General features: G+C 69.1%; 18 protein-coding genes. 5 read left to right on the top strand and 13 right to left on the bottom strand.

The features are described from left to right. Nucleotides 1-24 precede the first annotated feature (24 nt). From qcrB to ctaE, 4 genes are all read right to left on the bottom strand, one after another. Complete coding sequence (qcrB, locus tag DWB77_RS27650) at nt 25-1,650, bottom strand: cytochrome bc1 complex cytochrome b subunit (RefSeq protein ID WP_120724132.1); 1,626 nt, start codon at nt 1,648-1,650, stop codon at nt 25-27. Continuing rightward, a complete protein-coding gene (gene qcrA, locus DWB77_RS27645) occupies nt 1,647-2,696 on the bottom strand; it encodes a cytochrome bc1 complex Rieske iron-sulfur subunit (protein WP_120724130.1) in 1,050 nt (349 codons plus the stop codon). The genes qcrB and qcrA overlap by 4 nt, the downstream gene beginning before the upstream one ends. Then, on the bottom strand, nt 2,693-3,502 hold the full coding sequence (qcrC, locus tag DWB77_RS27640) for a cytochrome bc1 complex diheme cytochrome c subunit (RefSeq protein ID WP_120724128.1): 810 nt from the start codon (nt 3,500-3,502) through the stop codon (nt 2,693-2,695). The genes qcrA and qcrC overlap by 4 nt, the downstream gene beginning before the upstream one ends. 65 nt (nt 3,503-3,567) lie before the next feature. Beyond that, nucleotides 3,568-4,188 (bottom strand): aa3-type cytochrome oxidase subunit III, encoded by a 621-nt coding sequence (gene ctaE, locus DWB77_RS27635; protein ID WP_120724126.1) that lies wholly within the window; start codon nt 4,186-4,188, stop codon nt 3,568-3,570. A gap of 187 nt (nt 4,189-4,375) precedes the next feature. Here ctaE and DWB77_RS27630 point away from each other — a divergent pair, with 187 nt between their 5' ends. Further along, nucleotides 4,376-4,777: a hypothetical protein gene (locus tag DWB77_RS27630; RefSeq protein WP_120724125.1), complete on the top strand. Its 402-nt coding sequence runs from the start codon at nt 4,376-4,378 to the stop codon at nt 4,775-4,777. A gap of 2 nt (nt 4,778-4,779) precedes the next feature. Here DWB77_RS27630 and DWB77_RS27625 read toward each other — a convergent pair whose 3' ends face one another. The 4 genes from DWB77_RS27625 to ctaC all read right to left on the bottom strand — a co-directional run bounded on the left by DWB77_RS27625 (nt 4,780) and on the right by ctaC (nt 9,280). Beyond that, a complete protein-coding gene (locus DWB77_RS27625; RefSeq protein WP_120724123.1) occupies nt 4,780-6,033 on the bottom strand; it encodes a L,D-transpeptidase in 1,254 nt (417 codons plus the stop codon). 114 nt (nt 6,034-6,147) lie between these two features. Then, nucleotides 6,148-6,546 (bottom strand): cytochrome c oxidase subunit 4, encoded by a 399-nt coding sequence (locus DWB77_RS27620; protein WP_120724121.1) that lies wholly within the window; start codon nt 6,544-6,546, stop codon nt 6,148-6,150. Then, complete coding sequence (gene ctaD / locus DWB77_RS27615; protein WP_120724119.1) at nt 6,543-8,285, bottom strand: aa3-type cytochrome oxidase subunit I; 1,743 nt, start codon at nt 8,283-8,285, stop codon at nt 6,543-6,545. Before ctaD ends, DWB77_RS27620 begins: the two co-directional genes overlap by 4 nt. Then, nucleotides 8,282-9,280 (bottom strand): aa3-type cytochrome oxidase subunit II, encoded by a 999-nt coding sequence (gene ctaC, locus DWB77_RS27610; RefSeq protein WP_428985155.1) that lies wholly within the window; start codon nt 9,278-9,280, stop codon nt 8,282-8,284. Before ctaC ends, ctaD begins: the two co-directional genes overlap by 4 nt. A gap of 273 nt (nt 9,281-9,553) precedes the next feature. Between ctaC and DWB77_RS27605 the strand changes: the two genes are divergently transcribed. Then, nucleotides 9,554-10,942, top strand: a complete 1,389-nt coding sequence (locus DWB77_RS27605) for a cysteine desulfurase/sulfurtransferase TusA family protein (protein WP_120724116.1) — start codon at nt 9,554-9,556, stop codon at nt 10,940-10,942. A gap of 169 nt (nt 10,943-11,111) precedes the next feature. On the opposite strand, the gene DWB77_RS27600 is transcribed toward DWB77_RS27605, so the two are convergent. Then, nucleotides 11,112-12,086, bottom strand: coding sequence for a carbohydrate kinase family protein (locus DWB77_RS27600; RefSeq protein ID WP_120724114.1), 975 nt, complete (start codon nt 12,084-12,086; stop codon nt 11,112-11,114). A gap of 142 nt (nt 12,087-12,228) precedes the next feature. Between DWB77_RS27600 and DWB77_RS27595 the strand changes: the two genes are divergently transcribed. After that, the gene (locus DWB77_RS27595) at nt 12,229-12,435 is read left to right on the top strand and encodes a hypothetical protein (RefSeq protein WP_120724112.1); all 207 of its coding nucleotides are present in this window, start codon (nt 12,229-12,231) and stop codon (nt 12,433-12,435) included. Nucleotides 12,436-12,550: 115 nt separating this feature from the next. Next, nucleotides 12,551-14,056, top strand: a complete 1,506-nt coding sequence (locus tag DWB77_RS27590) for a hypothetical protein (protein ID WP_120724110.1) — start codon at nt 12,551-12,553, stop codon at nt 14,054-14,056. A 116-nt stretch (nt 14,057-14,172) separates the two neighbouring features. Here DWB77_RS27590 and DWB77_RS27585 read toward each other — a convergent pair whose 3' ends face one another. After that, on the bottom strand, nt 14,173-14,529 hold the full coding sequence (locus DWB77_RS27585) for a HesB/IscA family protein (protein WP_030933606.1): 357 nt from the start codon (nt 14,527-14,529) through the stop codon (nt 14,173-14,175). A 294-nt stretch (nt 14,530-14,823) separates the two neighbouring features. On the opposite strand from DWB77_RS27585, the gene nadA reads away from it, so the two are divergent. Continuing rightward, nucleotides 14,824-16,038, top strand: a complete 1,215-nt coding sequence (nadA, locus tag DWB77_RS27580) for a quinolinate synthase NadA (RefSeq protein WP_120724108.1) — start codon at nt 14,824-14,826, stop codon at nt 16,036-16,038. A gap of 118 nt (nt 16,039-16,156) precedes the next feature. On the opposite strand, the gene DWB77_RS27575 is transcribed toward nadA, so the two are convergent. The 3 genes from DWB77_RS27575 to DWB77_RS27565 all read right to left on the bottom strand — a co-directional run bounded on the left by DWB77_RS27575 (nt 16,157) and on the right by DWB77_RS27565 (nt 21,396). After that, entirely contained in the window at nt 16,157-19,273 is a 3,117-nt protein-coding gene (locus DWB77_RS27575) for an efflux RND transporter permease subunit (RefSeq protein ID WP_120724106.1), read from the bottom strand. A 207-nt stretch (nt 19,274-19,480) separates the two neighbouring features. Next, nucleotides 19,481-20,170 (bottom strand): response regulator, encoded by a 690-nt coding sequence (locus tag DWB77_RS27570; protein WP_120724104.1) that lies wholly within the window; start codon nt 20,168-20,170, stop codon nt 19,481-19,483. Next, nucleotides 20,167-21,396 (bottom strand): sensor histidine kinase, encoded by a 1,230-nt coding sequence (locus tag DWB77_RS27565; protein ID WP_428985154.1) that lies wholly within the window; start codon nt 21,394-21,396, stop codon nt 20,167-20,169. Before DWB77_RS27565 ends, DWB77_RS27570 begins: the two co-directional genes overlap by 4 nt. Nucleotides 21,397-21,402 lie beyond the last annotated feature (6 nt).

Raw genomic sequence — 21,402 nt, 5'->3', positions numbered from 1 at the left:
TGGCGACCGACAGGTCAGCGGGGATCAGTGGTGGCCGTGGCCGCTCGTGATCTCCTGGTACTCCTCGGCGGTCGGCTTGGGAATCTGGTTCCCCTCGCCGTAGTAGCCCTTGCTGAGCTTGGCGCGCAGCTTCTGCGTCCACGAGATCTTGCGGGCGACACCGTTCTCGTCGGTCTCGGGACCGAGTTCGACCGGCTTGTACTGGTCGTGCGCGGTGAGCTTGTAGCGCGCGGCCGGCTCAAGCGGCTCGTGGACCTCGATGAACTCACCGTGCGGCAGCCGCTTGATGATGCCGGACTCGCGTCCGTGCAGCACCTTCTCGGCGTCGCGACGCTGAAGGCCCAGGCAGATCCGCTTGGTGGCGATGAACGCGAGGACCGGAGCGACGAAGAACGAGATCCGTACGAACCAGGTGATCACGTTGATCGACAGGTGGAAGTGGGTCGCCCAGAGGTCGTTTCCACCACCGATCAGCAGCACCATGTACCAGGTGATCCACGCGACACCGAACGCGGTGCGGGTCGGCGCGTTGCGCGGCCGCTCGGCGATGTGGTGCTCGCGCTTGTCCCCGGTGACCCAGGACTCGATGAACGGGTAGACCGCGATGGTCGCCAGGACCAGCGGGAAGATCACCAGCGGGATGAACACACCCAGGACGAGGGTGTGGCCCCACAGGTTGATCTCCCAGCCCGGCATCACACGGATGAGGCCTTCGGAGAAGCCCATGTACCAGTCGGGCTGGGCGCCCGTGGAGACGTGGTCCGGCCGGTAGGGGCCCATCGCCCAGATCGGGTTGATCGAGGCGATCGCCGCGATGACCGCGATGACGCCGAAGACCAGGAAGAAGAACCCGCCCGCCTTCGCCATGTACACCGGGAGCAGCGGCATGCCGACGACGTTCTTGTTCGTGCGTCCGGCACCCGCGAACTGGGTGTGCTTGTGGTAGAAGACCAGGATCAGGTGCGCCACCATCAGGCCGAGCATGATGCCCGGCAGCAGCAGGATGTGCACCGAGTAGAACCGGGCCACGAAGTCCCCGCCGGGGAACTCGCCACCGAAGAGGAAGAACGAGAGGTACGTGCCGACGACCGGCACGGACAGGACCGCGCCTTCCATGAAGCGGACACCGGTGCCCGACAGCAGGTCGTCCGGGAGCGAGTAACCGGTGAAGCCGGTGAACATGCCCAGGACGAACAGCAGGAAGCCGAAGAGCCAGTTGACCTCACGCGGCTTGCGGAACGCGCCCGTGAAGAACACGCGCATCATGTGCACGAACATGCCGGCCAGGAAGACCAGCGCCGCCCAGTGGTGGATCTGCCGGATCAGCAGTCCGCCGCGCACGTCGAAGCTGATGTGCATGGTCGAGTTGAACGCCTCGGACATGTGCATGCCCTGAAGCGGTACGTACGAGCCGTCGTAGACGACCTCGTTCATGCTCGGGTGGAAGAACAGCGTCAGATACACACCCGTGAGGATGATGATGATGAAGCTGTACATGCAGATCTCGCCGAGCATGAAGGACCAGTGGTCCGGAAAGATCTTGCGCATGTTGGCCTTGGCCAGGGAGTAGATCCCGAGCCGGCCGTCCGCCCAGTCCGCGATCCGCTCACCGGCGGGCGCTTCGCGCCGTGCGTCTGTCGTGGTGCTCATCCGCGCTCCCAGAAGGCAGGACCGACGGGCTCTTCGAAGTCGCCGAGCGCTTCGAGGTAACCCTCGTCATTCACACCGATCCGCAGCTGCGGAAGGGCGTGGCCGGCCGGGCCGAAGATGACGCGGGCGCCGTCGGAGAGGTCGAAGGTGGACTGGTGGCACGGGCAGAGCACGTGGTGCGTCTGCTGCTCGTACAGGGAGATCGGGCAGCCGACGTGGGTGCAGATCTTCGAGTAGGCGACGATGCCCTGGTGCGACCATTCGAGCTCGCGCTTGTCCTTGATGTCCTCCGGCTTGATCCGGACGAGCATCAGGGCGGCCTTGGCGATCTGCGTCTGGAAGTCCTCGGCGTCCTCCTCCAGGCCCTCGGGCTTGGCGAAGGTGAGGGAACCGACCAGCAGGTCCTCGGGACGCAGCGGCTCGTTGGTGTTCATGTTGATCAGGGCCTTGCCCTTGGACCACATGGTGTGCCGCAGCTTGTCCTCGGGCAGCGTGCCCAGGTCGCGCAGGAGCATCACACCGGAGAGCGGCACCATGGCCAGCGCGCCGAACATGGTGTTGCGGATCAGCTTGCGCCGCCCGAAGCCGGACTCGGCCGCGCCCTGCCTGAAGTCGGCCAGGACCTGCGCCTTGACCTCCGGCGGAGCCGCGATCTCGTGCCGCTCGGCCGGCATCTCGACGTCCGACATCAGGGTGCGGGCCCAGTGGACCGCGCCCGCGCCGATGCAGAACAGCGCCACGCCCAGGGTCAGACCCAGAGCGAAGTTGAGGATGCTGACGTGCCCGAACGGGAAGATGAAGACGATCTTGTCGACCGGGAAGATCACGTACGAGGCGATGAAGCCGATCGTCGCGACCATGGACAGGAAGAACAGGAACGCGACCACGCGCTCGGAGCGCTTGGCCGCCCGCTCGTCGATGTCCTGGATGCGCGGCTTGTGGGCCGGCAGTCCGGGGTCGGCGAAGGGGTCGCCCGCGGTCTCTACCGCGCCGTGCGCGGTGGCCTGCGCTTCAGGCAGGCTCTCGGAATTCTCTTGGCTACTCATGACTTCTTGGCCTTAGCGGTGTGGGCCGCGACCCAGATGGCTACTGCGATGAGGGCACCCAGACCGAAGATCCAGCCGAACAGACCCTCGCTGACCGGGCCGAGCCCGCCGAGCTTGAGACCGCCGGGGCTGGCGGACTTGTCGCTGTTCACGGCGTGCAGGTACGCGATGATGTCCTGCTTCTGCTTCTGCGGCATCGTCGTGTCCGGGAAGGACGGCATGTTCTGCGGGCCGGTCTGCATGGCCTCGTAGATGTGCTTGGGGTCCACGTCCTCCAGGCTGGGGGCGAACTTGCCGTTCGTCAGGGCACCGCCCTCACCCGTGAAGTTGTGGCACTGGGCGCAGTTGGTGCGGAACAGCTCGCCACCCTTGGCGATGTCCGCACCGCTCGGGTTGTACTGCGATTCGGTCGGCACGCTCGGACCGGCGCCCAGCGACGCCACGTACGCGGCGAGCTGGTCGATCTCGGACTGGGAGTAAATGACCTTCTTCTTCGGCACCTGCGCGCCGGGCTGCTGCGCCGGCATACGGCCGGTGCCGACCTGGAAGTCCACCGCGGCGGCGCCGACGCCGACCAGGGAGGGGCCGTCAGAGGTTCCCTGACCGCCGGTTCCGTGGCAGCTGGCGCAGCCGACGGAGTAGAGCTTCTTGCCCTCGTCGATGGCGAGGGACTGGGCGGTTTCGTCAGCCTGAGCCTTGCCCGCGGGCGCGAACGCGGCGTACAGCCCCCCGGTGGCCGCCAGCGCGAGGAGTAGGACGACGACCGCCGCCAGCGGATGGCGTCGTCGTGCGGAGAGCTTTTTCACGGATTACCCCGGTGTCAGGATCTTCTGCGTCGATGCTGGATGTGGTGCGGACCTTCGGGCCCTGGTTACTTGATCAGATAGATCGTGGCGAAGAGGCCGATCCACACAACATCGACGAAGTGCCAGTAATAGGACACGACGATGGCTGCGGTCGCTTGCTCGTGGGTGAACCTCTTGGCCGCGTACGTCCTGCCGAGAACCAGCAGGAAGGCGATCAGGCCACCCGTCACATGCATTCCGTGGAAGCCCGTCGTCAGGTAGAAGACCGAGCCGTACGGATCCGAGGAGAGCGAGAGACCTTCCTCCTTCACTAGGGAGGTGTACTCGTAGACCTGACCACCGATGAAGATCGCACCCATCACGAACGTGATGATGAACCAGGTGCGCAGCTTCTTCACATCGCCCCGCTCCGCGGCGAAGACGCCGAGCTGGCAGGTGAGAGAGGAGAGCACCAGGATCGTGGTGTTGGTCGCCGAGAACGGAAGGTTCAGGGACGAGGCCATTTCTGACCAGTGCGCGGCACCCGTTACCGAACGCAGAGTGAAGTACATCGCGAAGAGGGCCGCGAAGAACATCAGCTCGGAACTCAACCAGATGATGGTTCCGACGCTGGTGAGGTTCGGTCGATTGACCGACGGGTGCGCGTGCCCGGTTTCTACTGTCGTTGCTGTCGCCACGACCGACATTATGTCGGTCGCTTATCCCGCCCTCACTCCGGGGGGTGCCGTTCGGTGTGTCAGGCGCGTATGCAGGGCCCGAACGGCCCATCGAAGGGCTGCCCGAACCGGTGTTGACGGGCAGTCGGACGGAGTAGCATCCGCGCATCGGTTCATGAGCCAACGTCGGCGACAAAGCCTGACCTTCGGAGGATCCATGCAGTCGAGCGCCACCGTTCTGGTCTACAGCGACGACGCGAACACCCGCGCCCAGGTGCGGCTCGCGGCCGGACGCAGGCCCGCCTCCGACGTGCCCCCCGTGGAGTTCCTGGAGTGCGCGACGCTGCCCGCGGTCCTCAAGGAGCTGGAACGCGGCGGGATCGACGTCTGTGTGCTGGACGGAGAGGCCGCCCCGGCGGGCGGCATGGGGATCTGCCGCCAGATCAAGGACGAGGTCTTCCGGTGCCCGCCGGTGCTGCTCCTCATCGGCCGCCCGCAGGACGCCTGGCTGGCCACGTGGAGCCGGGCGGACGCCGCGGTGACCCTGCCGGTGGAGCCGGTCGAGTTCGCGGACGCCCTGGCCTCCCTGCTGCGCAAGCGGCTCGCCGTGGGTGCCTGACCTCACACTCCCGGGCGCAGCCGGGCGGAGTTGACCCTGCTCTGCCCGGCCTTGGCGTCGGCCGCGAGAACACTGCCCGTGCGCCACTTGTCCCAGGACACGTTCCAGTCGCCGAAGCCGTTGTCGAAGGGCGTCATGTCGTCGCCGATGCTGTTGACGACCTTGACGATGTCGCCCTCGTTGATGGTCTCGAAGAACCACGCGGCGTTGCCCGTGCTCATGCCCGTACAGCCGTGGCTGACGTTGGCGGAGCCCTGTGAGCCCACCGACCAGGGCGCGGCGTGCACGTACTCACCGCTCCAGGTGACGCGGGTCGCGTAGTAGACGGGCAGGTCGTAGGCGTCCGCGCTGCTGGACGAGATGCCGACCGTCTCCCCGCGCATACGTACGAAGTACTGCTTGCCCAGGACCACCTTGACGCCGTTGCGGGTGGAGAAGCCGGGCTTCCCGGTGGTGACCGGAATGGTGTTGATCACTTCTCCGTTGCGCTTGACCGTCATGTAGTGCCCGGCGGCGTCGGTGATGGCCTCGATCTTGTCGCCCGTGGTGATCTTCAGGGGCTTGGCCGCGCCGCCGTACAGCTTGTCGGCGATCTTCACGCCCTGAAGGTTGGAGTGGACGTTGATGGTGGCGTGGGTGGGCCAGTACTCCTTGGGGCGGTAGTGCAGGACCTTGTCGTCCACCCAGTACCAGGCGCCCTCCACCGAGGGCGTGGACTCGACCTTCAGGGCCCGCTCCACCACCGCGCGGGCCGCCTTGTCCTTGACGGGCCTGCTGAGTTGCGCGGTGATGGGCTGTCCGACGCCGTACTTGCCCGCGTCGGGGCCGAACTCGACCTCCAGGGCGTCCTTGGCCGCCTCGGTGTCGAAGGTCAGCGTGCGCAGCCCCGGGGAGCCGTCCTCGTTCTCCGTGGAGACCTTGACGGTGTAGTGCGCGCCGGCCACCAGAGGGGCCGTGGAGTGCCAGCGGGTGCCGTCGGCGGCCAGTTCGCCGGCCAGGTAGCGCCCGTTGCCGTCGACGGCCGTGACGTCCGTGAGACGGCCGTCCTTGCCCTTGGCGGTGATCTCCAGGGGCTTGTCGGGATCGGCCTTCTGACTGCCCGCCGGGCCGTTGTACGCGACCTGCCCGGCCGCGTCGTACGGCTTCGCCGAAAGCGGGTTGCCGTCGGACCCGCCGCACCCCGTGACCCCCACACCGAGGGACAGGACAAGGAGGGTGCAGCTCACTACGGTGCGGATGCGCGGTGCGTGGCTCATGACCTCACGGTATGAAGATTCGTCAGGTACGGCGCGCGGGGTGACTGCAAACGAGGGGCCCCCCGTCCCGGAACGAGACGGAGGGCCCCTCTTGGCGCAGTGCGGCGTGCGAACCTACTGGTTCTGGTTCTCGCCGCGGTAGTACTCGAACACCCAGCCGTAGAGGCCGACCAGGATCAGCGGCGCCGAGAAGTACAGCAGCCACCAGCCCATGGCGATCGCGAGGAACGCCAGGGCGCCGCCGATGCCGAGCGCGAGCGGCTGCCAGGAGTGCGGCGAGAAGAAGCCGACCTCACCGGCGTCGTCCGCGACGTCGGCCTCCTTGTCGTCCTGGGCGCCCACGTCGACCCGCCGGGCCGTGAAGGCCAGGTAGAAGCCGATCATGACGCTCAGGCCGAACGCCATGACGAGCGCGGTGGTGCCGGCCGCCTCCTTGGACCACACGCCGTACACGACGGCCATGACCAGGATGAAGGCGGACAACCACAGGAACATCTTGCCCTGGATCTTCACTTCCCGGCCTCCTTGCCACCGGCGAGCATGTGGTCACCGTGGACGTCGCCGTGGTTCTCGAGCTGGTCGAGAGCCGCGATCTCCGGGTGGTGGAGGTCGAACGCCGGCGATTCGGAGCGAATGCGCGGCATGGTGAGGAAGTTGTGCCGCGGCGGCGGGCAGGACGTCGCCCACTCCAGCGAACGGCCGTAGCCCCACGGGTCGTCGACCTCGATCTTCTTGCCGTACTTGGCGGTCTTCCAGACGTTGTAGAGGAACGGCAGGATCGACAGACCGAGCAGGAACGAGGAGATCGTCGAGATCGTGTTGAGGGCGGTGAAGCCGTCGGCGGCCAGGTAGTCCGCGTAACGACGCGGCATGCCCTCGACGCCCAGCCAGTGCTGCACCAGGAACGTGCCGTGGAAGCCCACGAACAGCGTCCAGAAGGTGATCTTGCCGAGCCGCTCGTCCAGCATCTTTCCGGTGAACTTCGGCCACCAGAAGTGGAATCCGGAGAACATCGCGAAGACCACGGTGCCGAAGATGACGTAGTGGAAGTGCGCGACGACGAAGTACGAGTCGGAGACGTGGAAGTCCATCGGCGGCGAGGCCAGGATGACGCCGGTCAGACCGCCGAAGGTGAAGGTGATCAGGAAGCCGATCGCCCACAGCATCGGGGTTTCGAAGGACAGTGAGCCCTTCCACATCGTGCCGATCCAGTTGAAGAACTTCACGCCGGTCGGAACGGCGATGAGGAACGTCATGAAGGAGAAGAACGGCAGGAGCACGCCACCGGTGACGTACATGTGGTGCGCCCACACGGTCACGGACAGACCCGCGATCGCGATGGTGGCGCCGATCAGACCGCTGTAGCCGAACATCGGCTTGCGGCTGAACACCGGGATCACTTCGGAAATGATTCCGAAGAAGGGCAACGCGATGATGTACACCTCTGGATGCCCGAAGAACCAGAAGAGGTGTTGCCACAGCAACGCGCCGCCATTACTGGCGTCGAAGATGTGCGCACCGAACTTGCGGTCCGCCTCCAGGGCGAACAGCGCGGCCGCGAGGACCGGGAAGGCCAGCAGGACCAGCACACCGGTCAGCAGGACGTTCCACACGAAGATCGGCATCCGGAACATCGTCATGCCGGGGGCGCGCATGCAGATGATCGTGGTGATGAAGTTGACCGAGCCGAGGATCGTGCCGAAGCCGGAGAAGGCCAGACCCATGATCCACATGTCGGCGCCGACACCCGGCGAGCGGACCGCGTCCGACAGCGGGGAGTAGGCGAACCAGCCGAAGTCGGCCGCGCCCTGCGGGGTGAGGAAGCCACCGACCGCGATGGTCGAGCCGAACAGGTAGAGCCAGTAGGCGAACATGTTCAGCCGCGGGAACGCCACGTCGGGCGCGCCGATCTGAAGCGGCATGATCCAGTTCGCGAATCCGGCGAACAGCGGCGTCGCGAACATCAGCAGCATGATCGTGCCGTGCATCGTGAACGCCTGGTTGAACTGCTCGTTCGACATGATCTGCGTGCCGGGGCGGGCGAGTTCGGCGCGCATGAAGAGCGCCATGATGCCGCCGATGCAGAAGAACGCGAACGACGTGACCAGGTACATCGTGCCGATCGTCTTGTGATCAGTGGTGGTCAACCACTTGATGACGACGTTTCCCGGCTGCTTGCGCCGGACCGGCAGCTCGTTCTCGTACGAGTCGTCTGCTGCCGCGGCACCCTGAGATTCGTTGAGGATGCTCACAGTTTGTTCGTCTCCGCGTTCTTGGCGGGGTCGGTCTGAGCGATGCCCGCCGGCACGTAGCCGGACTGGCCCTTAGCCGCCAGCTCCTTGAGGTGCTGCTGGTAGCGCTCGGGAGAGACGACCTTCACGTTGAAAAGCATGCGCGAGTGGTCGACGCCGCAGAGCTCGGCGCACTTGCCCAGGAAGGTGCCTTCCTGGTTCGGCGTGACCTCGAAGGTGTTGGCACGCCCGGGGAAGACGTCCTGCTTCATCAGGAACGGCACCACCCAGAAGGAGTGGATGACGTCGCGCGAGGTCAGCACGAAGCGGACCTTCTCGCCCTTCGGCAGCCACAGGGTCGGGCCCGGGTTTCCGGTCTGCGGGTTACGGGTGCCGGGGATGCCGACGTCGTAGACACCGCCCGCGTTGGCGGGGAAGTCCTTCTTCAGCCGGTCCGGAATCGCTTCCAGGTTCTTGTCCGCCTTGGCGTCGCCCTTCACACCGGGCACGTCCTCGACGTAGTTGAAGCCCCAGCTCCACTGATAGCCGACCACGTTGACCGTGTGGGCGGGCTTCGGGGACAGAGCCAGGAGCTTCGTCTCGTCCCGTGCCGTGAAGTAGAAGAGCACGGAGACGATGATGAGCGGGACCACGGTGTACAGCGCCTCGATGGGCATGTTGTACCGGGTCTGCGCGGGTACCTCGACCTTGGTGCGGCTACGCCGGTGGAAGATGACGCTCCACAGGATCAGGCCCCAGACCAGCACGCCCGTGGCGAGCGCAGCCGCCCACGAGCCCTGCCAGAGGGACAGGATCCTGGGAGCCTCTTCCGTCACCGGAGTGGGCATACCAAGTCGAGGGAAGTCTTTCCAGTTGTACGAGCAACCGGATGCTGTCGCCAGGACCAGGCCCGCAGTCAGCACCTGCGGCAGCTTCCGCCGCATCGGGCGCCTCGACGTGGGGGAACCACCCGCGCCTTCCAGGCAGCGGGGGAGGTCGGAGCCGTTGGGACTCACGTAGCGCCTTCCCGAGAGTCTCGCCCGCGGTGGTCGGCTACGGCCGTCTCGCTGGTCGGTCGCCGCCCTGGCACACGGGCAGGGGTTTGGATGTTTATGCGGACCAAACCCTACTGGACGCTATTTGGGGTCGCGCGGGGAGGGTGCCCAACGCGCCGTCCGAGTCCCCGAAGGGGTGGAACCCGGGTGGAATCCCGGCCTCCGGGCGCCATCTGACGACCCCTCGCCCCGGCCGCCGCCGTGCGCGCGCCGGGCCGGGGTTAGCGTGACCGCGTGCCCTACTTCGACGCGGCCTCCTCGGCCCCCCTGCACCCCGTCGCCCGTCAGGCCCTGCAAGCCTCCTTGGACGAGGGGTGGGCGGATCCGGCCCGGCTCTACCGGGAGGGGCGGCGTGCCCGGCTGCTCCTGGACGCGGCGCGGGAAGCCGCCGCGGAGGCCGTCGGCTGCCGCCCGGACGAGCTCAGTTTCACCGGTTCGGGGACCCGCGCGGTGCACTTGGGAATTTACGGATCCTTGTCCGGGCGTCGGCGTGTCGGGCGGCACCTGGTGGTGTCCGCGGTCGAACACTCCTCGGTCCTCCATTCGGCCGCCTCCCACGAGTCGGACGGCGGTTCGGTGACCCGGGTCGCGGTGGACCGCACCGGCCGGGTCTCCCCCGACGCCTACGCCGAGGCGCTGCGCGGCGACACCGCGCTGGCCTGCCTCCAGTCCGCCAACCACGAGGTGGGCACCCTCCAGCCGGTGGCCGAGGTGGCCGAGGCGTGCCGGGCGGCGGGGGTGCCGCTGCTCGTGGACGCGGCCCAGTCGCTGGCGTGGGGGCCCGTGGAGGGCGCGTGGTCGATCCTGGCGGCGAGCGCCCACAAGTGGGGCGGCCCGGCGGGGGTCGGGCTGCTCGCGGTGCGCAAGGGCGTCCGGTTCGCCCCCCAAGGCCCCGTCGACGAGCGGGAGTCGGGGCGGGCACCCGGCTTCGAGAACATTCCGGCGATCGTGGCGGCGGCCGCCGCACTGCGGGCGGTACGGGCCGAGGCGGCGGCCGAATCGGTGCGCCTGCGGGCCCTGGTGGAGCGCATCCGCGCCCGGGTCGGGGAGCTGGTGCCGGATGTGGAGGTGGTGGGCGACCCGGTGCGGCGGCTGCCGCATCTGGTCACCTTCTCCTGTCTCTATGTCGACGGGGAGAGCCTGCTGCACGAGCTGGACCGGGCGGAATTCTCCGTTTCCTCCGGTTCCTCCTGCACCAGCAGCACCCTGACGCCCAGCCATGTGCTGCGTGCGATGGGGGTGCTGAGCGAGGGCAACGTACGGGTGTCGCTGCCGCTGGGCACGGCGGAGCGGGACGTCGAGCGGTTCCTGGAGGTGCTGCCGGGCGTGGTCGCCTCCGTACGGGCCAGGCTCGGGGCGCCGGCCGGGGCGTCCGGGGCGGCCGACCCGGCCGGCGCCGAGGAGTTCACCGTGGACTCGCTCGGCCGGCTCTGCCCGATCCCGGTCATCGAACTCGCCAAGGCGATCGGCCGGGTGCCCGTCGGCGGTGTCGTGACGGTGCTGGCCGACGACGAGGCGGCCCGGCTCGACATTCCGGCGTGGTGCGAGATGCGGGGCCAGGAGTACCTGGGCGAACACCCGGCGGAGCGCGGAGTCGCCTACCGGGTGCGCCGTACGGGCTGAGAGCCTGGGTCTGAACTCCGTCCGGATCAGACTGCGGCGTCTGGTGCGTGCGATCGCAAGGCGGCTGGAAGTCCTCGTAGCGGAGCTACTAGGGCTTTCGGGCCAACGCGGCGAGCGTGCGTGCCAGGCGCCGCGGGCCCGGGCGGGGTTCAGACCCAGGCTCTGAGGACTACTGGAGGTGGGACCGCACCTCGGCGGCGGCCTCGTCCCCGTACGCCTTGGTGAACCGGTCCATGAAGTTGGCCCGGCGCAGGGTGTACTCCTGGGTGCCGAGGGTCTCGATGACCAGGGTGGCCAGCATGCAGCCGAGCTGGGCCGCGCGCTCGTGGCCCACGCCCCAGGACAGGCCGGTCAGGAACCCGGCGCGGAAGGCGTCGCCCACGCCCGTCGGGTCGACCTTGGCCTCCTCTTCGGGGACGCCGACGACGATCGGCTCGGCGCCGACCTGCTCGATGCGCACCCCGCGCGAGCCGAGGGTGGTGACCCGGTGGTCGACCTTGGCGAGGATCTCCTCGTCGCTCCAGCCGGTCTTGGACTCGATGAGCCCCTTCTCGTACTCGTTGGAGAAGAGGTACGTGGCGCCTTCGAGCAGGGTGCGGATGTCGTCGCCGGACATGCGGGCGATCTGCTGCGAGAAGTCGGCGGCGAAGGGGATGCTCCGCGCCTTGCACTCCTCGGTGTGGCGGAGCATCGCCTCGGGGTCGTCGGCGCCGATCAGCACCAGGTCGAGGCCGCCGACCCGGTCGGCGACGGACTTCAGCTCGATCTGGCGGGCTTCGCTCATCGCGCCCGTGTAGAAGGAGCCGATCTGGTTGTGGTCGGCGTCGGTGGTGCACACGAAGCGGGCCGTGTGCAGGACCTCGGAGATCCGTACCGAGCCGGTGTCGACGCCGTGCCGGTCGAGCCAGGCGCGGTACTCGTCGAAGTCGGAGCCGGCCGCGCCGACCAGGATCGGCCGGCCGCCGAGCTGGCCCATCCCGAAGCAGATGTTGGGCCCGACACCGCCACGCCGTACGTCGAGGTTGTCGACCAGGAAGGAGAGGGAGACCGTGTGCAGCTGATCGGCGACCAGCTGGTCGGCGAAGCGGCCGGGAAAGGTCATGAGGTGGTCGGTGGCGATGGAGCCGGTGACTGCGATACGCACGGCGGGGGCGCTCCTGGTGGGAATACGGAGGGGCGGGCGTTGACAGTTCACGCTACCGGGTCGTCCCCGCCGGTCCGACCGGCGGAAACTACCCAATAGTAGGTCTTACTGCGCACGCCTCGTGATGCGTACGGTGCGAAGCATGGAAACCAAGGTGAGCGGCGGGCGAGCGGTGGCGAAGGATCCGGGTCTTGAAGAGCTGCGCGGGGACTGCGCACGGATGGCCCCGCACTGGGTGGTGCCGGCCGCGAGCGCTCCGGCGCCGGTGCCGCCGTCCCGGATCCACGGTGTGACGATTCCGTCCGCCTCGGTACGGCTGATCGCGGACATGTCCGAATACGGGGACTGAAACGGCCTGATCGCACGGGTGCGGCGCACGGGATGGAACCGTGCGCTCCCCCGCTCCGTCCAAGCGCCGTCCCTCGTCAAGGGGATGCGGGATACGACTGGACAGGAGCGATCTGGTGAGCAGCGAGCACACGCAGGACGAGCCCCGGCAGCGGCGTTCGCGGCGGTCTCCCTTGATCCTCGCCGCGACGGCCGTGGCCGTACTGGCCGCGGGCGGTGGCGGGGCGTACTGGGCCACGACGGCGTCCTCATCGGGCGGCGGCAGCGCGCCCGCCGCGGACGGCGCACCCCCGCCGCTCGCCCTCGACAGCGCCCCCGGCGGGAGCGGCGGCAGCGGTGGCGGCACCGGGAGCAGCGCCGGCAACGGCATCGCGCCGGGTGAGCCCGACCCGAACGGGGTCCTCTACCGGGCGTCGGTGAAGCTGCCCGGCGGCCCCCGCGAGGCGGCCGTCCACCGGCCGCGCGGCACGGTGGGCGAGGCGGAGGTGAACCGGCTCGCGCGGGCGCTGGGCGTCGAGGGCGCGGCGCGCCTGGAGGGCGAGCGCTGGACGGTGGGCGCGACGAAGGACGGCTCGGGACCGACTCTGACGGTCAGTCAGAAGGCGCCGGGTACTTGGACGTTCGCGCGTTTCGGCAGCGGCGGCACGGACAACTGCCCCAAGGGCGCGAAGTGTCCGATGCACACCACGGGCGCGGACACCGGGGGCGGTACGGGCGGCGGCCCGGTGAGCGAGCAGGCGGCGAAGGCGGCCGCGGCGCCGGTCCTCAAGGCGCTCGGACAGGACGACGCCAAGCTGGACGCCCAACAGATCCTCGCCTCGGCCCGGGTGGTGAACGCCGACCCGGTGGTCGACGGCCTGCCCACCTACGGCTGGACGACCGGCATCCAGGTCGGTTCGGACGGTCAAGTCGTGGGCGGCAGCGGCCGGTTGACGATGCCGGACAAGGGCGCGGTCTACCCCGTGATCAGCGCGGACAAGGCCCTCGACCAGCTCAACAGCCACCCCGGCCGGCGGCCGATGGCCAAGGACTGCACGGGCCCGGTGCCGCTCGACGGGCAGCCCACCCAGGGCCGGCTGCCGAGCGACCCCCAGGGCAACATCAAGCCCTGCGAGCAGCCCACCCCCTCGACGGTGACGGTCGACGGAGCCACCTTCGGGCTCGCCGCGCAGTTCGTGGACGGGACCCAGGCGCTGGTGCCCTCGTGGCTGTTCCATGTGAAGCCGGACGCCGGGCAGCCGTTCACGATCAGCGCGCCGGCGGTGGCGCCCGAGTACATCGCCAAGCCCCCCTCCCCGCCGACCGGCGCCCCGGTCCCGGCTCCCTCGGGCTCGGCCACCACGCCGGGCGCCCACGGCCAGGCGCTGGAGTCCTACGCCCTCGCGCCGGACGGGCGGACCCTGGACATCACGTTCTGGGGCGGGGTGTGCAGCACCTATACGGCGACGGCCGACGAGAGCGGCGACGGCGTGCGCGTCACGGTGACCGGCCAGGTGACGAATCCGAAGAAGATGTGTGTCGCGCTGGCCAAGCAGCAGACGGTCTCGGTGGAGCTGGGCCAGACGCTCGGGGCGCGCAAGGTGATCGACGCGGACACCGGCAAGGAGCTGGCGAAGAAGTAGCGCCGGGAAGAAGTGGCGCCGGCCGGACGGCTGTGGACGTCCGGACCGCTGTGGACATGACGAAGGCGGGTGCCCCCGAGATCGGGGGGGCACCCGCCTTTCGACTGCCGCGAGGCTTAGCTGAAGGAGTCGCCGCAGGCGCAGGAACCCGTCGCGTTCGGGTTGTCGATCGTGAAGCCCTGCTTCTCGATCGTGTCGACGAAGTCGATCGAGGCGCCGCCCAGGTACGGGGCGCTCATGCGGTCGGTGACGACCTTGACGCCGTCGAAGTCCTTGACGACGTCGCCGTCGAGCGAGCGCTCGTCGAAGAACAGCTGGTAGCGCAGGCCGGAGCAGCCACCGGGCTGAACGGCGACGCGCAGCGCCAGGTCGTCCCGGCCCTCCTGCTCAAGAAGGCCCTTGACCTTGGCCGCGGCGGCGTCGGACAGGAGGATGCCGTCGCTCACGGTGGTGGTCTCGTCCGATACGGACATCTGCTTCTCTCCCGGGTTGTACGGACTGCTTGCCGACGGTTGCAACCGGCGGGGCCCCGGATTCATTCCGGGTCTTCTCTTTCATGCTCGCACACGTGGGCGCAAGCGGGGAAAGGCCTGGGGACAACCGGGGGCGGAGAGGGACGGGGGCCGGGTGCGTCACATCGACGTTATGGCCATCGTCAAAGTGACGTGAAGCAGTTATGATAGATAGCGTCATTTAGACGAAAACCCCCGGTGCACCACACCGGCTCCACTGGAGCGGCTCCGCCGCACTGCTCAGGAACAGAAAGGGTGCGTGACGTGACCACCGCCCAGCCCCGTCAGGACCTCGCCGGCCGCGTCGAGCTCGACGTCCAGCCGACGCCGCTCGCGCTGCTCCTGCTCGGCCGCGAGGCCGACCCCAAGAGCGAGCGCGGCGTGGAGTGCCCCGGCGACCTGCCTTCGCCCTCCGACCCGGACCTGGTGGCGCGCGCCCGCGCGGCCAAGGCGAAGCTCGGGGACAAGGTCTTCATCCTCGGGCACCACTACCAGCGCGACGAGGTCATCGAGTTCGCCGATGTGACGGGCGACTCGTTCAAGCTCGCCAAGGACGCGGCCGCCCGGCCCGAGGCCGAGTACATCGTGTTCTGCGGTGTGCACTTCATGGCCGAGTCGGCGGACATCCTGACCGGGGACGACCAGAAGGTCGTCCTGCCGGACCTCGCCGCGGGCTGCTCGATGGCCGACATGGCCACCGCCGAGCAGGTCGCCGAGTGCTGGGACGTACTGACCGAGGCCGGCATCGCCGAGCAGGTCGTTCCCGTCTCGTACATGAACTCCTCGGCCGACATCAAGGCGTTCACCGGTAAGCACGGCGGCACCATCTGCACCTCCTCCAACGCCGAGCGCGCCCTGAACTGGGCCTTCGAGCAGGGCGAGAAGGTGCTCTTCCTGCCGGACCAGCACCTGGGCCGCAACACCGCGGTGCGCGACCTCGGCATGTCGCTGGAGGACTGTGTGCTCTACAACCCGCACAAGCCCAACGGCGGGCTCACCGTCGAGGAGCTGCGGGGCGCCAAGATGATCCTGTGGCGCGGGCACTGCTCGGTGCACGGCCGCTTCTCGCTGGACTCGGTGAACGACGTGCGCGAGCGGATCCCGGGCGTGAACGTCCTCGTGCACCCCGAGTGCAAGCACGAGGTGGTGGCCGCGGCGGACTACGTCGGCTCGACGGAGTACATCATCAAGGCCCTGGAAGCCGCCCCGCGCGGCTCGAAGTGGGCGATCGGCACCGAGCTGAACCTGGTGCGGCGCCTGGCCAACCGGTTCGCCGCCGAGGACAAGGAGATCGTCTTCCTCGACAAGACGGTCTGCTTCTGCTCGACCATGAACCGCATCGACCTGCCGCACCTGGTGTGGACCCTGGAGTCGCTCGCCGACGGCAAGGTGATCAACCAGATCCAGGTCGACCGGGAGACCGAGAGCTTCGCGAAGCTGGCTCTTGAGCGGATGCTGGCGCTGCCGTAACCGCGCGGAACACGACGGAAGGCCGCCCCCCTCGACGGGGGGGCGGCCTTCGTCATGCCTGGGCCTTCGTCATGCCTGGGCCTTCGTCAGGCGCGGACCTTCGTCACGCGTGGCCCGGTCAGGCGTTGGCCGGCTCGCGGTCGTCGGAGTCCGACGCCTCGGCGGCCCCTGCCTTCTTGGCGCGCTTGGCCGCCTTCTTCTTCGCCTTGCGCTCCTTGCGGAGCTCGACCATCGCATAGAGGGTCGGCACCAGGAGCAGGGTCAGCAGCGTCGAGGTGACCAGGCCGCCGATCACCACCACCGCGAGCGGCTGGGCGATGAAGCCGCCCTCGCCCGTGATGCCGAGCGCCATCGGGAGCAGCGCGAAGATCGTCGCCAGTGCCGTCATCAGGATCGGGCGGAGCCGGTGGCGACCCCCCTCGACGACCGCCTCGACCACGCCGAGGCCCTGCTTGCGGTACTGGTTGATCAGGTCGATCAGGACGATCGCGTTGGTCACCACGATGCCGATCAGCATCAGCATGCCGATCATCGCGGGGACGCCCATCGGGGTGTCGGTGATGATGAGCAGGCCGATCGCGCCGGTGGCCGCGAAGGGGATGGCGACCAGCAGGATCAGCGGCTGGATGAGGGACTTGAACGTCGCGACCAGGAGCATGAAGACGATCGCGATCGCCGCCAGCATCGCCAGGCCCAGGTTCTTGAACGCGTCCGACTGGTCCGAGGAGACACCGCCGATGGAGGCGGTGGCGCCGGCCGGCAGCTTCAGGTCCTTGATCTTGGCCTGGAGGTCGGTGCTGACCTTGCCGGTGTTGTCGCCGACCGGCTTGGCGGTGATGGTCGCCGAGCGGGCGCCGTCGATCCGGGTCATCGAGACCGGGCCGGGCACCAGCTTCACCTCGGCGATGTCACCGAGCTTGACCGGGCCGAGGGAGAGGCTCCTGAGCTGGTCCACGGTGGTGGCCGGGTTGGGCGAGGTGATGTAGACGTCCCGCTCGGAGTCGCCCATGATCGCCTTGGTGACCTGGGTGCCGCGCACCTGCTGGGCGACGGCCATGCCGAGGGTGGTCTGGTTGAAGCCCGCGTCGGCCGCCTTGGCGTTGGGCTGCACCGAGACGCGGGGCACGCTCTGCGCCAGGTCGCTCTGCACGTCGCTGACGTCCTTGAGACCCGCGACGGCCTGACGCACCTGCTCCGCGGCCTTCTTCAGCACGTCGCCGTCGGCCGCCTTGACGACCACGCTCAGGTTCTGGCTGCCGAAGCCGCCGCCGGAGGAGATCGCGGGGTTGCCCGGCTGGTTCTTGAGGGCCGCCTCCAGCCGGTCGTGCGCCTTGTCGTAGTCGCCCGCGCTCTTGAGCGTCACGGTGTACGAGGCCTGGTTGGCGCCGGTGCCGCCGCCGAAGGCCGCCATGAAGCCGGAGGAGCCGACGGTGACCTGGTAGCTCTTGACCGCCGGGTCACCGGCGAGGATCTGCTCGACCTTCTTGGAGGCGGCGTCCGCCGCGTCCAGGCTGGTGCCCGGCTCCAGCTCCTGCTTGATCGACAGGGTGTCCTGCTCGCCCTGGTCGAAGAAGTTGGTCTTGAGCAGCCCGGCCATCCCGAAGGTGCCGATCAGGATGACGACCGCGAGCAGCACACTGGTGAGGCGGCGGCGGGTCGCGAAGCGGAGCACCGGGACGTACACCCGCTGGAGGCGGGACTTGTTCTCCTTCTCCTCGGCCCTGCGGCGCGCCTCGTCCGGGTCGATGCCCGCGATCGCCTTCGGCGCGCGCAGGAACCAGAACGACAGGACCGGGACGACGGTCAGCGAGACGAGCAGCGAGGCCAGCAGGGCCGCGGTGACGGTGAGGCTGAACGAGCCGAAGAGCTCGCCCACCATGCCGTTGACGAAGGCGATCGGCAGGAAGACCGCGACGGTGGTGAGCGTCGAGGCGGTCACCGCGCCGGCCACCTCCTTGACGCCCGTCAGGATCGCCTCATGGCGCTCCTCGCCGTAGCCGAGGTGGCGCTTGATGTTCTCCAGGACCACGATCGAGTCGTCGACGACCCGGCCGATCGCGATCGTCAGCGCGCCGAGCGTGAGCATGTTCAGGGAGAGGTCCTGCGTCCACAGCACGATCAGCGCGAGGACCACGGAGAGCGGGATGGAGACCGCGGTCACCAGGGTGGAGCGGATCGAGGCGAGGAACAGCAGGATCACGATCACCGCGAAGAGCAGGCCGAGCGCGCCCTCGGTGGTCAGGCCGGAGATGGCCTTGGAGACCTGGGGGCCCTGGTCCGAGACGACGGTGAGCTCCGCGCCCGCGCCGAGGTCCTTCTTCAGGTCGGGCAGCTTGTCCTTGACGGCCTGGGAGATCGCGACGGCGCTGCCGTCGTGGTCCATGGTGGCCATCACGGCGAGGCTGGGCTTGCCGTTGGTGCGGGTGATGGAGACCCGCTTCGCGGGCACCTGCGTGACCGTGGCGATGTCACCGAGGCGGACCGGGGCGCCCTGCTGCGGCTTGATCCGCAGGTCCTGGATCTGCTGGAGCGAGGTGTAGGGGGCGCCGACCTGGACGGTGCGGCTCTTGCCGTCCTCGGAGAACGAGCCGCCGGGTATCGTCGCGCCGCCCGCCTTGAGGGCGTCGCCGAGCGTCATGGTGGTGAGGCCGGCCTCGGCGAGCTTCTTCGCGTCGGGCACCACGTTCACCTGGAGGTCCTGGACGCCGTCGACGCTGACGCGGCCGACGCCCTTGATGTCCTCCAGGACCGGCACGACCGTACGGTCCAGCTGGTCGGCGAGCGCCTGCTGGTCCTTGTCGGAGGTCACCGCGAGCACCACGGTCGGCATGTCGTCGGTGGAACCGGCCACGACCTGCGGGTCGACCTCGGAGGGGAGCTGGGTGCGGGAGCGGTTGACGGCCTGCTGGATGTCGGCCACGAGCTGCTTCGTACCGGTGCCGAAGTCGAAGGTCGCCATGATGACGGCGTTGCCCTCGGACGCCGTGGACGTGATGCCCTTGACTCCGCTGACGGCCTTGATGTTCTTTTCGAGCGGCTCGACGACCTGCTTCTCGACCACGTCGGGGGACGCGCCCTGGTAGGGGGCGAGCACCGACACCATCGGCAGTTCGATGGTGGGCAGCAACTGCTGCTTGAGCTGCGGAATGGCGATCGCCCCGAAGACGATCGCGACGATCGACATCAGGCCTATCAGGGCCCGCTGTGCGAGGCTGAATCTGGACAGCCAGGACATGGGTGGGGTCTCTCTTCTGTGGCGTGCGAGCGGCGGTACGAGGCAGGAGGGGCAGGCGGGACCGGCCCGCGATCACGCGGCGCATCACCCGGGAAGACCCGGCCCCCACCTACAACCCTCGGCCATGGGGCGGGGTCAATGCCTCGCTCCCAGGTCCCTTTCCTTATCCCGCGCATACCGCAGCCGCAGTACGCCGCACTCCACCCGTCACTCCACCCGTGGGCGGACAAGGCCCGATTCGTAGGCGATTACCACCAGTTGGGCGCGGTCGCGGGCGCTCAATTTGGCCATCGCCCGGTTGACGTGGGTCTTGACCGTGAGCGGGCTGACGGTGAGCCGCTCGGCGATCTCGTCGTTGGAGTGGCCGCCCGCGACCTGGACCAGCACCTCGCGCTCGCGCACGGTCAGGGCGGCGAGCCGCTCGCCGTACCGCCGCGACTCCTCCTCGCCGGCGTCCCAACTGCCGCCCTGGGCAAGGAAGGTGGTGATCAGGCCCTTGGTCGCGGCCGGGGAGAGCAGGGCCTCGCCGGCCGCGGCGATCCGGATCGCGCCGAGCAGCTCCTCGGGCTCGGCGCCCTTGCCGAGGAAGCCCGAGGCACCCGCCCGCAGCGACCGCACCACGTACTCGTCGACCTCGAAGGTCGTCAGCATCACCACGTGGACGGAGGCGAGGGCGGGGTCGGCGGTGATGGCGCGGGTCGCGGCCAGGCCGTCGGTGCCGGGCATCCGGATGTCCATCAGGACGACGTCCGGCAGCGTCCGGTGGACCACGTCGACGACCTCGGCGCCGTCGGCCGCCTCGCCCACGACCTCCATGTCCGGCTCGGAGTCGACCAGGACGCGGAAGGCCGAGCGCAGCAGCGCCTGGTCGTCGGCGAGTACCACCTTGATGGTCATGACGTGCCTTCCCCCGTGGCCCCGGTCTCCGCGGCCTTGACCGGCAGTATCGCCTGGACGCGGAAACCGCCGCCGTAGCGGGGGCCCGCGGTGCAGCTGCCGCCGAGGGCGGTGACGCGCTCGCGCATCCCGAGCAGGCCGTGGCCGCCGCCGTCGCCGTCCGCGGCGCCGGTGCTTGTGCCGTTGTCGATGACGGTGATCTCGGTGTTCGGACCGACCCGTACGACGCTCACCTCGGCCCTGGCGCCGGGGCCCGCGTGCTTGCGTACGTTGGTGAGCGCCTCCTGGATGACCCGGTAGGCGGCGAGGTCGACGGAGGCGGGCAGCGGGTCCTCGTCGGTGCGGGCGAGCTCCACGGGCAGCCCCGCGCGCCGGAAGCCGGCCAGCAGATCGTCCAGGACGGCGAGGCCGGGGGCGGGTTCGGTGGGGGCGGCGGGGTCCCCGGACTGGCGCAACAGGCCGACGGTGGAGCGGAGTTCGTCCAGTGCGGAGCGGCTGGCCTCGCGTACGTGGGCGAGGGCCTCCTTGGCCTGGTCGGGCCGCTTGTCCATGACGTGGGCCGCGACACCGGCCTGCACGTTGACCAGGGCGATGTGGTGGGCCACCACGTCGTGCAGGTCGCGGGCGATCCGCAGGCGCTCCTCGGCGACCCGGCGCCGGGCCTCCTCCTCGCGGCCGTGCTCGGCCCGCTCGGCGCGCTCCCGGATGGCGTGGATGAAGGCACGCCGGCTGCGGACGGCGTCTCCGGCGGCCGCGGCCATGCCGGTCCAGGCGAAGACGCCCAGGTGTTCCTGGGAGTACCAGGGCGGGACGCCGAACAGCATGGCCGTGCCGGTGAGCACGACCATCGTGAGCAGGCCGACCCGGTAGGTGGTGGGCCGGTCGGTATGGGCCGCGACGGTGAAGAGGGCGACGACCGCGCTCATCGCGACGGGCGCGGGCGGCGCGCCGAGGGCGAGCTCCACCGCGGCGAGCGCGGTGGTGCAGGCGAGCACGGCCATGGGCGCGCGGCGCCGCAGCACGAGGGCGCCGGCGCCCAGCGTCATCAGGACGAGCGAGCGGGGACCCGGCGTACGGGTGCCGAAGGTGGGCCCGTTGGGGCCGTGCGGGTCGGCGAAGGACCCGATGACCATGCAGATCAGGACGCCGACGGCGAGGGCGGCGTCCAGGGCCAGCGGATGCGCCCTGAGCCAGGGCCGGGCGCGGTCGATGGGGGTCACGGGCACCTACCG

This window comes from Streptomyces hundungensis (genome assembly GCF_003627815.1).
In the GTDB taxonomy this organism is placed as follows: domain Bacteria; phylum Actinomycetota; class Actinomycetes; order Streptomycetales; family Streptomycetaceae; genus Streptomyces; species Streptomyces hundungensis_A.
This window is presented reverse-complemented; position numbering and strand designations above follow the sequence as displayed.

Bases quoted from the DNA above. Each gene is read 5' to 3' on its own strand.
- qcrB (WP_120724132.1), bottom strand. From the start codon at position 1,650: ATGAGCACCACGACAGACGCACGGCGCGAAGCGCCCGCCGGTGAGCGG.
- qcrA (WP_120724130.1), bottom strand. From the start codon at position 2,696: ATGAGTAGCCAAGAGAATTCCGAGAGCCTGCCTGAAGCGCAGGCCACC.
- ctaE (WP_120724126.1), bottom strand. From the start codon at position 4,188: ATGTCGGTCGTGGCGACAGCAACGACAGTAGAAACCGGGCACGCGCAC.
- DWB77_RS27630 (WP_120724125.1), top strand. From the start codon at position 4,376: ATGCAGTCGAGCGCCACCGTTCTGGTCTACAGCGACGACGCGAACACC.
- DWB77_RS27625 (WP_120724123.1), bottom strand. From the start codon at position 6,033: ATGAGCCACGCACCGCGCATCCGCACCGTAGTGAGCTGCACCCTCCTT.
- DWB77_RS27595 (WP_120724112.1), top strand. From the start codon at position 12,229: ATGGAAACCAAGGTGAGCGGCGGGCGAGCGGTGGCGAAGGATCCGGGT.
- DWB77_RS27585 (WP_030933606.1), bottom strand. From the start codon at position 14,529: ATGTCCGTATCGGACGAGACCACCACCGTGAGCGACGGCATCCTCCTG.
- DWB77_RS27575 (WP_120724106.1), bottom strand. From the start codon at position 19,273: ATGTCCTGGCTGTCCAGATTCAGCCTCGCACAGCGGGCCCTGATAGGC.
- DWB77_RS27570 (WP_120724104.1), bottom strand. From the start codon at position 20,170: ATGACCATCAAGGTGGTACTCGCCGACGACCAGGCGCTGCTGCGCTCG.